This window comes from Halomonas dongshanensis, assembly GCF_024790395.1.
GTDB lineage: Bacteria > Pseudomonadota > Gammaproteobacteria > Pseudomonadales > Halomonadaceae > Vreelandella > Vreelandella dongshanensis.
The window spans coordinates 132,926-146,309 of the sequence record NZ_JAJISC010000001.1 but is presented as its reverse complement, the minus strand read 5'-3'; the positions used below and the strand labels follow the sequence as shown (position 1 = coordinate 146,309).

At 59.0% G+C, this 13,384-nt stretch carries 12 protein-coding genes; 5 read left to right on the top strand and 7 right to left on the bottom strand.

Features of this window, described 5'->3' with window-relative positions; translation table 11 throughout:
* Positions 1 to 9 precede the first annotated feature (9 nt).
* Positions 10 to 1,353, top strand: coding sequence for an alginate export family protein (locus tag LLY24_RS00685; RefSeq protein WP_259034344.1), 1,344 nt, complete (start codon positions 10 to 12; stop codon positions 1,351 to 1,353).
* Between the two features lie 141 nt (positions 1,354 to 1,494).
* Complete coding sequence (locus LLY24_RS00680; RefSeq protein WP_259034343.1) at positions 1,495 to 2,973, top strand: aldehyde dehydrogenase family protein; 1,479 nt, start codon at positions 1,495 to 1,497, stop codon at positions 2,971 to 2,973.
* Between the two features lie 138 nt (positions 2,974 to 3,111).
* Here LLY24_RS00680 and feaR read toward each other — a convergent pair whose 3' ends face one another.
* Entirely contained in the window at positions 3,112 to 4,026 is a 915-nt protein-coding gene (gene feaR / locus LLY24_RS00675; protein WP_259034342.1) for a transcriptional regulator FeaR, read from the bottom strand.
* A 209-nt stretch (positions 4,027 to 4,235) separates the two neighbouring features.
* Here feaR and LLY24_RS00670 point away from each other — a divergent pair, with 209 nt between their 5' ends.
* Complete coding sequence (locus LLY24_RS00670; protein ID WP_259034341.1) at positions 4,236 to 5,165, top strand: helix-turn-helix domain-containing protein; 930 nt, start codon at positions 4,236 to 4,238, stop codon at positions 5,163 to 5,165.
* A 14-nt stretch (positions 5,166 to 5,179) separates the two neighbouring features.
* Here the strand turns inward: LLY24_RS00670 and LLY24_RS00665 are convergent, their stop codons facing one another.
* The 3 genes from LLY24_RS00665 to LLY24_RS00655 all read right to left on the bottom strand — a co-directional run bounded on the left by LLY24_RS00665 (position 5,180) and on the right by LLY24_RS00655 (position 8,202).
* Positions 5,180 to 6,469 (bottom strand): NAD(P)/FAD-dependent oxidoreductase, encoded by a 1,290-nt coding sequence (locus tag LLY24_RS00665; protein WP_259034340.1) that lies wholly within the window; start codon positions 6,467 to 6,469, stop codon positions 5,180 to 5,182.
* Positions 6,470 to 6,561: 92 nt separating this feature from the next.
* Positions 6,562 to 6,987, bottom strand: coding sequence for a Rid family hydrolase (locus LLY24_RS00660; RefSeq protein WP_259034339.1), 426 nt, complete (start codon positions 6,985 to 6,987; stop codon positions 6,562 to 6,564).
* 78 nt (positions 6,988 to 7,065) lie between these two features.
* Positions 7,066 to 8,202 carry an ornithine cyclodeaminase family protein gene (locus LLY24_RS00655; protein ID WP_259034338.1) on the bottom strand — a complete coding sequence of 379 codons (1,137 nt, stop codon included), beginning with the start codon at positions 8,200 to 8,202 and terminating at the stop codon, positions 7,066 to 7,068.
* Between the two features lie 278 nt (positions 8,203 to 8,480).
* Here LLY24_RS00655 and LLY24_RS00650 point away from each other — a divergent pair, with 278 nt between their 5' ends.
* Positions 8,481 to 9,482, top strand: a complete 1,002-nt coding sequence (locus LLY24_RS00650; protein WP_259034337.1) for a YecA family protein — start codon at positions 8,481 to 8,483, stop codon at positions 9,480 to 9,482.
* Between the two features lie 97 nt (positions 9,483 to 9,579).
* Here the strand turns inward: LLY24_RS00650 and LLY24_RS00645 are convergent, their stop codons facing one another.
* From LLY24_RS00645 to LLY24_RS00635, 3 genes are all read right to left on the bottom strand, one after another.
* Positions 9,580 to 10,791 carry a helix-turn-helix domain-containing protein gene (locus LLY24_RS00645; RefSeq protein ID WP_259034336.1) on the bottom strand — a complete coding sequence of 404 codons (1,212 nt, stop codon included), beginning with the start codon at positions 10,789 to 10,791 and terminating at the stop codon, positions 9,580 to 9,582.
* Position 10,792: 1 nt separating this feature from the next.
* Positions 10,793 to 11,494 carry a hypothetical protein gene (locus tag LLY24_RS00640; protein WP_259034335.1) on the bottom strand — a complete coding sequence of 234 codons (702 nt, stop codon included), beginning with the start codon at positions 11,492 to 11,494 and terminating at the stop codon, positions 10,793 to 10,795.
* Positions 11,495 to 11,623: 129 nt separating this feature from the next.
* A complete protein-coding gene (locus tag LLY24_RS00635) occupies positions 11,624 to 12,502 on the bottom strand; it encodes a YicC/YloC family endoribonuclease (RefSeq protein ID WP_259034334.1) in 879 nt (292 codons plus the stop codon).
* Between the two features lie 124 nt (positions 12,503 to 12,626).
* Between LLY24_RS00635 and rph the strand changes: the two genes are divergently transcribed.
* Complete coding sequence (gene rph / locus LLY24_RS00630; RefSeq protein WP_259034333.1) at positions 12,627 to 13,376, top strand: ribonuclease PH; 750 nt, start codon at positions 12,627 to 12,629, stop codon at positions 13,374 to 13,376.
* The last annotated feature ends 8 nt before the right edge of the window (positions 13,377 to 13,384 follow it).

The window sequence follows — 13,384 nt, the reverse complement described above, 5'->3', positions numbered from 1 at the left end:
CATTTCACCATGACGATTCCACGCGACTCTTCCAAACTTCCAGCACTCGCTCTTGGTTCGGCCATGACGATTGCCATGTGCGGAAGTGCCTCGGCACTCGAACTTCACGGCACCGATCAGACCACGATCAACCTCAACGTCACTGGCGTTGCCGGGGCATTTCATAGCCAGAAAGGCTACGCCCAGTCGGAAACCGCCGAACCCGGCGGCCGGGACTGGCAGGAAGGCTTTCTCAAGTACGGGCTCGATGTCACTCATACGCCTTCACCGTCGGCTGGTTCGCTCTATGCCAACGTTGCCTGGACCTCAAGCGCTACCTGGGGCCAGGGCGACGCTGGCGGGTTCACCACCGGCGACGAGCGACGCACCCGCCTCGAGGATCTGGCCGTCGGCTGGCGATCCGGCAACCTGATTCCATCACTCGGCAGTGATGGCCTCGATATCTCCGTGGGCCGTCAATACATCCAGATCGGGGACGGTTTTCTGATCTCCGGTGACTCACTCAACTTCGGCGAAGGCGTGCTGGGCGGGGAGCTCAACCGCGGCGGCGGCTACTATCTGGCGGCGCGGCAATCCTTCGACAAGACCGCCGTGGTGCGCCTTGGTGGCGAAGCGGGCTGGCGCGGCGAGCTGATGTGGCTTGAGTCGGACAACCGTGCGCAGGCCAAACCCGAAATGGCGGTGGGCACCATCGAGCACGTGGCCGACGAGGCAACCCTTGGGGCGACCTACCTCAAGGTGCTCGATACCGACGACGACTACGCCTTCCTCTACCCCGACCGCGACGGGACGCGGGTTTACACGATTTACGGTAATGGTAACGCGGGCGTGGAGAACCTGTTTCTCTCCGGCCAGTACGCCTTCCAGGAGAAGAGCAACGACGATAGCGAAAACGCCTGGTATCTCGAAGCGGGCTGGACCTTCGATCAGCTTCCCGGCACGCCCTACGCCAGCTACCGCTTCAGCCGCTTCTCCGATGGCTACGACCCGCTGTTCTACGGCAACGGCCGAGCGCTCGGCACCTGGTTTCAGGGCGAAGTGGCGGCTAACTACGCAGGCCCCTTCGCCACCAACGCGCGCATTCACCAGTTAAACCTGGCGCTAGAGCCCACCGAGCAGCTCAGTATTGGCCTGCTCATGTACCGCTTCGATACGCTCGATACCACGCGAGGGCCGAATCTCGACGGTAACGAGATAGACCTTTACGCCACCTGGGCGATCAACGACCGCTGGTGGGTCATGCCGCTGGTAGGCCGTTACGATCCGGATGCCTCGATTGCCGAAGGAGGAACGCAGCTCGGTGACAGCGACCCCAACTACTACACTCAGCTGCTGGTCGGATTCAATTTCTAGAGCTCGGCAGAGAGCGTCATGCCAAGGGCAAGAACGGACAAGCCATTGGCAAAATAGCACTTTAGCCTGAGCCACAAGCACGCCTTTTCATGTCGAACGGCCTTGGGTCGTTCGACACCCAGCACACGCAGGAGATCGTTCATGAGCCAGCATTCACAAACCGTACAGGCATTTTTCGAGCGCGCAACGGGCTCGTTCATCGACGGCGCCTTCGTCGCCGAGGGCACCCCGTTTGACGTGCTCGACCCGTCGAACGGACAGCCGCTGGTCACGCTCGCCGCCGGCGACCGCGAGCTGGCCGACCAGGCCATCGCGCTGACCAAACAAAGCTTCGACGATGGCCGTTGGAGCGGTATGACGCCGGCGGCGCGCGAGCGCATTTTGCTGCGCTTTGCCGATCTTGTAGAAGCAAACGGTGAGGATCTCGCCCAGTTAGAGACACTCAACCAGGGCAAGTCGATCAATCTTTCGCGCGGCGTGGACGTGGGGTTTTCGATCGATTTCATCCGCTATATGGCCGGCTGGACCACCAAGCTTGAAGGCAGCACCCGCAACGTTTCCATCGGCATGCCGGAAGGCGCTAAGTTCAACGCCTACACCCTACGCCAGCCGGTCGGCGTGGTGGGGGCCATCGTGCCGTGGAACTTCCCCATGATGATCGCGCTCTGGAAGGTCATTCCGGCCCTGGCGGCGGGCTGCACGGTGGTATTGAAGCCCGCCTCGGAAACGCCGCTGACGGTACTGCGTTTGGCCGAGCTTGCGATCGAAGCCGGCGTGCCGAAAGGCGTGTTCAACGTGGTGCTGGGCTCGGGTTCAGTGGTCGGTACTCGTTTGGCCGAACATCCCGATGTCAGCAAAGTGACCTTCACCGGCAGCACTGCGGTCGGCAAGCAGGTGGGCCACGCCGCGGTCGAGCACATGGCGCACTTCTCGCTGGAGCTGGGCGGCAAGAACCCGATGCTGGTGCTTGAAGATGCCGACGTCGAAAAAGCCGTCAACGGCGCGCTGATGGGGGGGCTGTTCAACCAGGGTCAGGTTTGCGCGGCCGCCTCGCGCTTTTACGTGCATCGCAGCATTCACGACGCTTTCTGCGAGCAGTTGGCAAGCGCCATCGATACCATGCAAGCGGGTCCCGGCATGGACCCAGAGGCGCAGGTCAACCCGCTGGTCTCCAGGCGTCAGCAGGAGAGCGTGCGCGGCTATCTCGACCGGGCCCGCGAGCAGGGTGCAAAGATCCATGTAGGTAATGACGTGCCTACAGAAGGCTTCTACGTGTCGCCAGCCATCATCAGCGGCGCCAGTCACGATATGGAGATCGCGCGCGAAGAGGTCTTCGGCCCTGTACTGACCGTGATTCCCTTCGATGACGAAGAGCAAGCGCTGCGCATGGTCAATGATAGCGACCTGGGGCTGGCGGCGAGCCTATGGACCAACGACCTGTCCAAGGCCATGGCGCTGACGCCGCGTATCGAAGCGGGCACCGTGTGGGTCAATACCCACGTAACGCTCGACCCGGCCATGCCGTTCGGCGGGTTCAAGATGTCCGGCATCGGCAAAGAGTTCGGCCCGGAGGCGGTCAACGCCTACACCGAGCTCAAGTCGGTGTGTATCGCCTACTAGCACGAGTCCCGAGCCGGAAACGGCGCTTGAAGGTCACTCCCTGCGGGGTGGCCTTTTCTAGTTGGTGGCCTTTCTCTTTGCCGACAATCAGTTTCCTTCTTTTCTTGCTTGTCTTTCTACTACTGATGGTCTGGGCCGTTAGACGGCGAGGGCGAGATGTTCGCGACGATACATCCGGGGCGAGCTTGCAAACTCACGCTTGAAGGATCGGCTGAAATGCGCCGAATCGGTAAACCCCCACTTGTAGGCGATCTGAGTGATCGAGCACTTGCTCAGCATCGGGCTTGCCAACTCCTCGGCACAGCGGGCCAGGCGACGGCGCTGAACGTAACGGCATACCGTTTCGTCATGCTGCTCGAACAAGCGGTAGAGCTGGCGAACCGAAATATGAAAGGCACTCGCCAAACGCTCTGGCCCCATATCCTCCTCGTGCAGGTGCTGCTCGATGAACTGCTGTATGCAGTTGAACAGCGTGCCATCGGCCTGCTCCATGAAAGCAGGCGACTGCGCTTGATGCTGGTAAATCGACGGTAGCAGCGCTGCCAGCGAGTTAACCACGCCCTCCTCTCCCTTCCCTACCGAAACCAGCGGCTCGGTCACCATCCGATTGACCACCAACTGCAGAATCTGACTGCTGGCACAGTCTGGCGTGATCTTCATGAACGGAATCGCTGTGTCACCAAAGCATCTCACTACTTCGCTGCGCGATAGATGGAGCGAGTCGTGCTCGATCAAGCCGTGGGAGATGATCTCGCACATTTTGACGGAGTCCATCAGTGCCATCTCGCCTGGACGCAGTGTAATAGGGGTTCCGTTTTGCACTAAGGTGGCGCGCCCTTGCTTCTGCACGATTAAAAAGCAGTAACGATCTTCGTTACTGCGCTGCGAGCGGCTGCTGGTCACCTTCTCGGCATTCGTCACGATGTTGGCGATATCGATGCCGCCATTGGTACGGGTCGATACGCTGCCTTTAAAGCTTCGGCGATCCTTGAGCGTACAGTCGAAGTAGCCGCAGGTTTGTCGGAGGGCGCCAATCCAGGCATCAAACGGCATGGAGGTTGCATCTGAAGTCGGGGATAGCATAGGGCCACCATTTTCATTAATATTTTAATGGTTGAGCTAACTCTAGATAAAAAAGTGGCCTGACACCACTCTCCCATGGTCAAGCCCCGCTTAATAAGGCGAGCATTCTTCCATACCGTGCACTAAAAAAAGCAATTTACATGCCATAAGTACGGGGAGATCGCTCTAAGGAGTCTTTCATGACAATTGCCCTGCACCATTGCCTTGACGCCGTCGACCACGCGAAGCGGCTGGAGGGCTGGCAGCAAGAGTCCAGCCAGATCGAGCCCGGCATTTTTTCGGGTGAAATCGTCGACATATCGAGTAACAAAGTGCGGCTTTTTCGTGAAAGTGCCAATCTGGGACTATCTCAACACATGCATTTTCCGGACTCTCATTGGCATCTGGTCACCCCTCTTTGCTGGTCGAGTGGCGAGCTTTTCGATAAAGACACCGTGACCGTGCTGCCTCGCTGCGATCAGTTTTGGAGCGTAACGCCGTCTCATTACGACCTGCTGGTCGTTTCCGTTGCTCGCGGCCAGCATGAGTGGGTTGGCCATAACGAGCGCCGCTTGAGACGCCTTGACGTGCCGTTCGAATGCCTCAAGCATGTGCGCGAGCAGTGGCGGGCAATGACCGATTACCTGCGCCAGCGTCCTCAGGACGCCCCCGTACCAGAGGTACTTCAGCAGGCACTGATCGTCCAGCTCGAAGAGAGCATTTCGCTGCTGCTCGACGACGGCGAACTCGGACGGGAGCCCAATATTGCTAACTACCGCACCCGCCGCTACATCGTCGAGCGCTGTCATGATCTGATGCGCCAGCATCCCGAGGAGCCGCCCTCGCTGCTCACGCTTTGTAGTCAGTTGAAGATTTCGCGGCGTACGCTGCAATACAGTTTTCAGACCGAGGTCGGCCACTCTCCGGTTACCTACCTGCGCGCCATGCGCCTCAACGCGGTACGCCGTAGCCTCCTTCAAGACCCCACTCAGCGTTTGGCTGACGCCGCCGCCGCCCAGGGTTTTTTTCACCAAAGCTATTTTTGCCGCGAGTACCGCCGCCTATTTCAGGAACTGCCATCGACGACCTGCGCAAGAGCGATCGACACCGGGCGGCAAAGCGCGGCCTAGCCGCACCGATGGGTCTAGAACCGTCCGAACCGATAGGGCCTTGGGTCGATGATCGGATCACTTCCCATCAACAGATCAGCGGCCAGCTGGCCCGCCGCCGGTGAGGTGCCAAAGCCGTGCCCGGAGAACCCCGTGGCGAGCGTAAGGCCCGGCACGCCGGGTACGCCATCGATGACTGGATTAGAATCTGGGGTGATATCGATCATCCCCGCCCAGGACTCCTCGACGGTCATGTTCTCGAACACCGGCCAGGCCGCCGACAGGTTGCGTGAGGCCTCATCGTTGAGCGCCTGGTTGATCGGCGGGTCCATGGTGCGCACGCGCTCGAAGGGTGAATGGCCGCTTTTCCAGCGCCGCGGTAGCGTTAGATCACGCCAGAAATGCTTGCCCAGCGATATCCGCATGAGCCCCCACTGGGCACGTAGCGCGCTCAGATATTTGGAGCCGACCAATAGATGGTCGAGTGTGAGCGGTGCATCGAGCGCGCCGCGCTGGGTGACGATGAAACCGCCATTCTTGTGTTTGCGAAAGGAGAAGTCCGGCCCACCCACGGCCGTGTCAGTCGGCCCTTGCATCGCGCCGGTGCGAAACACCGACAGCACCAGCGGCAGCGTCGGCAGTGATACCCCGATATTGCCCAGAAAACGTCGCGACCACATGCCGCCGGCCAGCAATACCTGATCGCACTCGATTTCACCGCGCTCGGTCACGACGCCGCTCACTCGCCCGCCAGTACGCGTCAAATTGCGCACCGCACAGTTCTCGACGATCACCGCCCCGCGGGCGATCGCCGCCTTGGCGATAGCGCTGGAGGCCAACGTCGGCTCGGCGCAGCCGTCCGAGGCCGTAAAGATGCCCCCGGCCCAATCGCCTCGCCCACCCGGCACCCGGGCATCGATCTCTCGTGCGCTCAGGATTTTCGAGTCCAGCGACAGATCGGCAACCGACTTGAGCCAGGCTTCGTGCACCGCGAGCTGCTCTGGCGTACGCGACAGAAACAGGATGCCCGATTGGCGATAGCCCACGTCGCTGCCGGTGCGCTCGGCCATTTTCGCCCACAGCCGATCGGCGGCGAGCGCCAGCGGCACATCCTCTCCGTGGCGGCTGGTCTTGCGAATCCAGCCCAGGTTTCGGGAAGACTGCTCACCTGCGAGCCGTCCCTTTTCCAATACCGTGACAGAAACGCCACGCTCGGCAAGGGTCAGCGCTGCGGTCAGGCCGATGATGCCGCCACCGATGATGACCACGGTAGTCGAGGCGGGAAATTCGTTGGAGGTCTCAACGGGTGCGATGGTCGGTGCCATGACAGAGTCCTGAGCAGTGGATCGGTAAACCCGAAGCGACCGGACGATGCCAGTCGCGGTTCGAACGCTCGGTTAGCGGGCCGGGCACGGTTTCACTGTGCGGAGGTATCGATCCGGCGGGTCTCGGCGCTACCGGCGCCGCGATAGGCGGTCACTTCGAGCTCGACCTTATAAACTTCGGAACCCAGCGGTGGGCAGGTCACGGTGATGACCGGATCGATCCCGCGCATGGTTTCGCCAAACAGCGTCATGACGGTTTCGGTATCCGCCGGGTTCTGAATGAAGATCTTCGCCGCAACGACATCGGCCAGGCTGCTGTCGACGGCGGCCAATCCACCTTCGATATTGGCAAATACCTGTTTCAGCTGCTCGCTGACGTCATCGGGAATCTCCTTGGTTTGAGGGTTACGCCCGGCGGTGTTGGACACGAGGATCCAGTTATCGACGGCCACCACGCGGGAATAGCTGGCGTGCTCTTCGAATTTTGAACCGGTCTTGACTTTGGTAATCGTGCTCATGGTTAAACGCTCGCGTTGAAGTCGATGAAAGGAAGAGCGCCCCGAGCCGGGGCACTCGTCAAGCACATGGCCAGTACGTTATCTCAGTACGGGCTCGTCCCAGAGATTCAGTTTGACGCCGATGCCCTGCTCTAGGGCCCGCCGGTAAACCACCGTGGCCCAAGCGACATCCTCGACCGGCATACCGCCGACCGACATCATGATGATCTCGTCGTCATTTTGACGCCCAGGGCTATCGCCGGAGACGATCGCGCCCAGGTCTTCCAGCGCGCTGGCCTCGAGGGTGCCAGCATGGATCATGTCCATGAACTTCACGCCAACCAGCGGAATCACGTTATGCGCGGGCTTGGGTACTTCCTCATACCAGGCTTCATAAAGACCGGTGTCATCGAGCACCTTGCGCACGTCATTCGCTCCCATACCCTCATCGAAATTACACGGTGCGGGCATGGCCAGAAAAGCACCGGGCTTGACCCACTCGCGCTTGACCAGCGGGTATTTGGAAGGATCACCGACCTCGCCGGAGGCGCAGTAGGTCACGATGTCGGAACCACGTACCACCGCCTCTACGGAGTCGACGAGCTCAATATTGACGATCTGCGGGTAGTGCTCTTTCACCCAGTTCAAGAAGGTGGTGAGGTTTTCTCCGCTACGCCCCTTGACCTTGAGAGTATCGATGCCGGGGCAAACCGCCATGAAGGCGGCTACGCTGGTGCGCCCCATCACGCCAGGCCCCAAAAGACCAATGACGCGTGAGTCCTTACGTGCCAGATAGCGGGCGCCAACGCCAGGGACGGCGCCGGTGCGATAGGCTGACAGCAGGTTGGCCGACATGTACGCCAGCGGTGCGGCGGTGTCCGGGTCGGTCAGCGTGAACATCAGAATAGAGCGCGGTAGCCCCTTCTCCTTATTGGCGATGTTGGAGCCGTACCACTTCACGCCCGAAGTACAGAAGCTACCGCCCAGATAGGCCGGCATCGCCATCATGCGCCGATCAGCCGTCGGTTTGGGCATGGTGGGAAAAGGCGACTCCTCAGGAAACATGATCATCGCCCCATGGGAATCGTTATTGGGGCCAGCCATACGATAATCGCCGATATGCAGAAGGTTAAACATCTCCTCCATGGTGTCGACACAGGCGGCCATATCGGTGACACCAGCGCGGATCATGTCCTGCTCGGAGAGATAGATGAAATCGATCTTGGTATCGTGCATGTTTCGAGTCCTCGGCAGAGTTTTTATTGGATACGCTACGTTTCATGATGCAGCCGAGAAGAGATGGGTGTTAGCACAGATCGGCAAGTCATGGTTGATATGCGACTTTAGACAAATGGGTAGTTAATCACGCGGGACCCGATAGGCAGATAAAGCGTATTTTTGCGAGGCGCGCGACGCGCTGCCGACCGTCCTTGGTAAGTAGCCGCGCCAATACGCTAGACGCCCAAAAGCTGTGTCTTTATCTTCTGGGTACTAATCGACACCAGGCCACTTCCATGAAACCAGAACGCAACGATGCCTGCCCCTGTGGCAGCCAAAAGAAAGATAAACGCTGCTCCATGGGGAAGGACCCAGTCACCTCGGCTGAGGACGTGCTGAGCGAGATCAAGCGATATTACGAATCGAACCCCGGCTTGACGCAGGAAGATTTCGAGACATTCGTGCAACGCACGTTTGCAGCGCATAACCAGCAGCCCAACCTGGATTTTTGTGGGTTATCGCCCGAGCAGATGGCCAACTGGCTATACGCCCCGTGGCACGAGCTGAAAAACGTGACCATCAATACGCCGGATACGTTTTCATCCAGCCCGGTGATGCGCTATCTGGCCCTGATGCTGGACGAAGCCGAACACCACGGCGGCGCGTTCAAGGCGACTCCCAGGGGCAACCTGCCCACCAAACTGGTCAAGCAGGCAAGCGCGCTCTTGCCCGAGTTTGCGGTCGCTCGATATGCTGGCCACATCAGCATCAGCGACTTTGCCGGGCACAACGAAGAGAGTATCAACGCGCTGCACTATACCCGCGTACTGGCAGAAATCGCCGGCATTCTCTATCGCCGCAAGGGCCATTTTCACGTCAAGAAAAGCGCCCGAAAGCAGTACCAGACCCAAGGGCTTCAGGCCTTTTTCATTCCTATGCTTGAGGCCGCGACGCAGCGCTATAACTGGGGCTATTTCGATGGATGGGAAGAGAGCGTCGACCTTGCCAGCGTTTGGCTGTTCATGCTGTGGCGCCTGCACACCCACACCCGAGTAGACCCACTGACCGATGAGGTCATCACGGCGTTTCCGGATATTCTGTCTTACCTGTCAGAGCGTTCCTACACTACGCCTAGAAAGCAGCTGGGTCTCATGATCGAATCCCGCTTTATCGAACGGTTTTTGCAGTTCTGGGGGTTCGTCATCATCGACCCTTTACGTGTTTCAAACGCAGAGGCCATCAAACGCAAGGCCGAGATTCAGCCCCTGTTCGAGGCCACGTTTATCTTTCACGTTTAACGCACCTCGCCTGCCAGCCACCCTGGTAGAACTTGGCAGTGGCTATCTGGTCCTCGCAAAAATGGACGATGCCATCGCCACATCCGCAACAATTACGCTATTTTTGGAACGGCAAAACATCCGCTCGCCTCGTCCGGCCAGACCTTGCCGTATTACGTTTGAGCTTGAGAGGCACTACGTTGTCTACAGCGTCAGGCTGAACACTCAGGTAACCTGGATGTAAATTACACAGCATCTCAATCATCTCTGACGGCAGACCAATCTGGTGAACCAGTTCAGTGCGTTCGAAGATGCCGTTATCTACCAGAAGGTGCGCGCCGCGCATCATCAGCTTGGGCTGCTCGAAAGCCAGAGCATCGTCGCCTGGCTCGCCTTTCGTCCATTTGCGTGCCGAGCGCCCTTTCCAGAGCCTTAGCTCTAACTGCTCCGATAGCAGCAATAAGTCTCGACAGCGGACGATCATTGATGCGACCGAGACTTTCCAGCGCGATTTGAGCGAAAGCAGGTTATCCAGCGTTGGCCATACGACCTCTTGGGCAAAGCTCTCGGGCGGCATCAAGAAAGCACTGGCGAAGCGATGTGCTTGCGCTTCAAGCAGGCCATACAACTCTTTTTTAGCGTATTGCGCAGCCGGAATTTTGGCGTGCAGCACGACATGCCCAAGTTCGTGTGCGGCATCAAAGCGGTTGCGTATGGCATTGGCTTTGTCTTCAGCGATCAACACATAGGGCCGGCCATCTAAAACGGAGACATGGGAAACACCGTCCATTTTGACGTGCCCAAGGGTAGCCCGAGTACAAATGATTCCTGCATTTTCCATGACCTGGATAACATTTGGGATAGGAGCAGAGCCTAGCTTCCAGACATCTCGGCACTCTCTGGCGATGTCTTCGATCTCTTCGTCGCTGATCAACCGGCAATCGTTCGCGTCCAGCATCGGCACGTTGACCTCTGGCCACTCCATCGCTTGCTGGAAGAAGTCAGAAATCTCTTGTAGCCACGCTAAATAGAGCTGTGATCTTTCACGCGCCTGTTTATGAACAGAGGCTTGTGAACGGAAAAAGTAAGGTCGTTGGCTTTCCTCAACAAAGGGAGGAACAGGCTTCAAAAACCACATGCGCGACACTTGAAACAGTTGGCAAAGGCGATCAAAAGAATCGACCTCAGGTAGCTGGGTGCCTTTTTCCCAAGCCGATACCGTGCTGGAAGAGCGTCCTACCTGCTCACCCAGCTCCGCGAGGGTCAGATTCTGGGCCATGCGCAGTTGGTTCAACCGCTGACCTTGAAAGCCATCCACCCCTGTTCTCATGTCAATCGTTCCCGCCTTCACGTTGATCCAGACTCTCGGCGCGACGCATCCTATCACGCAGGGTCGGATAGGCAATATCTTCTACTTCACTGCCTGCTTCACTGTAGTACTGCCATAACTGGCCTATATCCATGAACAGATGGAACCCAGCCCGAGGGTCAGAGTAAGGCACTGCGATAGCCACGCCGATTGGACTACTATGGTCGTTACTGTCTGTCCATTTCGCTGTATGGGGAAGTAATAACGCATGAAGCGCTTCCTGGCTGGGCCCTAAAGGTGAAGCAGACGCTTTGAAAAGGTCAGGGTGCTGTTTCTCCAGTCTTTTATTAATGAGTCCAAGCAAACGTCTAAAACGAGCATCGCGAATAGGAGGCGTCCTTCCCATGGTGATCACACTGGTGGTGATTTGCATGCTGCCCGCACGAACCAGCGCGTAATGCCCTCCAGCGGGCCTGGTCACCTGGTTGCTGACTTCAAAACTTTCGTCCTTGGCCAGGCTCAGCAGGGCTTCCTGCACCGTAAAATGATGTGACTGCGGCCCAGGCCCAGCCAGCGGTACATGCTTATAAGTCTCCCTGAGATGGCTATCGCTCTTCAGAAAAGCTGCCTCGATGCTTTCGAGCATTTGCTGCAAGCGATGGCGAGGTAACTCCTGGCAAATATAGCGGCATAGCTCTTCTTTATTTAGTTCTGCTTGGTTCATGAGCGACTCCCAGGAAGAAAAATGATCTTGTTAAACGGATTATAGGTCCATATTTTCCTGTTAACCATCCAGTTGAAACGCTCGATGTGGCGGTCACCTCATGAAATACATGGAGCAAACACAGCGCTATCACTCAATATTCTGCACCTGCTCCCTCATCTGCTCGATCAGCACCTTCAGTTCGACCGCGCAGCGGGTGGATTCGGCGACGACCGACTTCGAGGAGAGGGTGTTGGCTTCGCGGTTGAGTTCTTGCATGAGGAAATCGAGGCGGCGGCCTTTGGGGCCTTTTTGCTTGAGCTGGCGGCGCACTTCCTCGACGTGAGCACCTAAGCGGTCGAGCTCTTCGTCTACGTCGGCCTTTTGCGCTACCAGCACCAGCTCGGCTTCCAGACGTTGGGGGTCGAGCTCGGTCTTGGCGCTCTCCAAACGCTCCAAGAGCTGGGCGCGCTGACGTTCGAGGATCTGCGGTAATAAGCTGCGCACCGTCGCGACCTGTTCGCTCACCGCATTGAGGCGAGCGGTGATCATCTCGGCAAGCTTTCCGCCTTCGCGAGCGCGGGCGTCGATGAGTTCATCGAGGGCTTGGCCAAACAGCGTCTTGGCGGCGGCGACGATGGCGTCGTGATCGAGCGTCTGCCCCACCATGACGCCAGGCTGGTTGAGCAGTTCGAGCGTTGTCGGTGGCGTGGCGCTCGGCACCTGCTGCTGGATGACGGCGAGGGCATCGGCGATCTCTTGGAGGCGCTCAACGTTGACCGCAGGCGCCTGATGGGCGGCATCGGTCTCGAAGCGTAGGCTGCACTCCACCTTACCGCGCGCCAGGCGCGTTCGTAGGGCGTCGCGCAGCGCGGGTTCCAGTTCGCGCAGGCCATCGGGCAGGCGAAAGTGCGGTTCCAAGTAGCGCTGGTTGACCGAGCGAATCTCGACCTGTAGCGCGCCCCAGGCACCTGCCTGCTCGGCACGGGCGAAAGCGGTCATGCTGTGGACGTGGCGGGAAGTAGCCATGGGAGCGATCCTATGCAAGGCAGGTGGTGAACGTATGGCCTCAGTCTACCCGATAAGCGCAGGCTTGAACGGCAAGACGTGTACAATGCCCCCTTTTTCTCGCTGACCCCACAAGAGGTGCCCCATGAAAGATGCCAAGCGTCCCGAGGTGATTCGCCCCAGCGCTCGCGCCGCCGATGCGCTGCGCGAGATTCGCCTGACCCGCGATTACACGCGCCACGCGGAAGGCTCGGTGCTGGTGGAGTTTGGCGATACCAAGGTGCTGTGCAACGCCAGCGTCGAGGCGGGCGTACCGCGCTGGCTGCGCGGCAAGAACCAGGGTTGGGTGACCGCCGAGTACGGCATGCTGCCCCGCGCCACCCATTCCAGAAGCGGGCGTGAAGCCAGCCACGGCAAGCAGGGCGGGCGCACCCTGGAGATCCAGCGTTTGATCGGGCGCAGCCTGCGCGCGGCGGTGAATCTCAAGAAGCTTGGTGAATTCACCATCACCGTGGACTGCGATGTCATCCAGGCCGACGGCGGCACCCGCACGGCGTCGATCACTGGCGGCTGCGTAGCGCTTGTGGATGCGATTCGCCATCTGCAGCGCGAGAAGCTGATCAAGAGCGATCCTTTCCAGCAGCTGGTTAGCGCCATCTCGGTAGGTATCTACAAAGGCGTACCGGTGGTCGACCTCGACTATCCCGAAGACAGCAAGGCCGATACCGATTTGAACGTGGTGATGACCGAAGGCGGCGGGCTGATCGAGGTGCAGGGCACCGCCGAGGCCAACGCTTTCGATCGCGCTGAGCTCAACGCCATGCTGGACTTAGCCGAAACGGCCGGTGCGCGCCTGTTCGAACACCAGCGCGAGGCGCTGGGTATTCGCGGATAAGATAGGAA